At 36.2% G+C, this 677-nt stretch carries 1 protein-coding gene; it reads right to left on the reverse strand.

Going from position 1 to position 677, the window contains the following annotated elements:
- Window positions 1–677: IS3 family transposase (locus QM469_RS10545; protein WP_414320627.1), on the reverse strand; the 677-nt coding region annotated here is incomplete at both ends.

Consider the following 677-nt stretch of genomic DNA (forward strand, 5'->3'; position numbering starts at 1 on the left):
TTTTAGTTTTACCTTAATTCGTTTGTTGTTGTAATAATCAATATAGTTTACAATAGCTTGTTCCAATTGCTTAAGCGACTGAAATGACTTCTCATAACCATAAAACATCTCCGATTTCAGAATCCCAAAGAAGGACTCCATCATACCATTGTCTGGGCTGTTACCCTTACGCGACATGGATGCTTGAATTCCCTTACCCTCTAGAAACTGATGATAAGAATCGTGTTGATATTGCCAGCCTTGATCACTATGGAGAATCGTATTCTCGTAGTGCTTCTCTGTGAATGCCTGTTCCAACATTGTTTTTACTTGTTCTAAGTTGGGTGAAGTTGAAAGATTATAGGCGATAATTTCGCTATTAAAGCCATCTAAAACTGGTGATAAGTAAAGCTTTTGGGTACTTGCTGGAATGGCAAATTCTGTCACATCTGTGTAACACTTTTCCATTGTTTTAGAGCCTTCAAATTGACGTTGAATGAGATTCTCTGCCTTCTTGCCAACGTCTCCTTTATGAGAAGAATATTTTCGTTTCTGTCGCATTTTAGCTTGTAAATTGAGTACTTTCATCAAGCGTTGAACTCTTTTATGATTTACCAGATAACCACGATTTCTTAGTTCTAAATGAATCCGACGATAACCATAATTTCCCTTATGTTCGATAAAAATGGATTGAATTT

Source organism: Streptococcus infantis, assembly GCF_047464215.1.
GTDB classification, from domain to species: Bacteria; Bacillota; Bacilli; order Lactobacillales; family Streptococcaceae; genus Streptococcus; species Streptococcus infantis_P.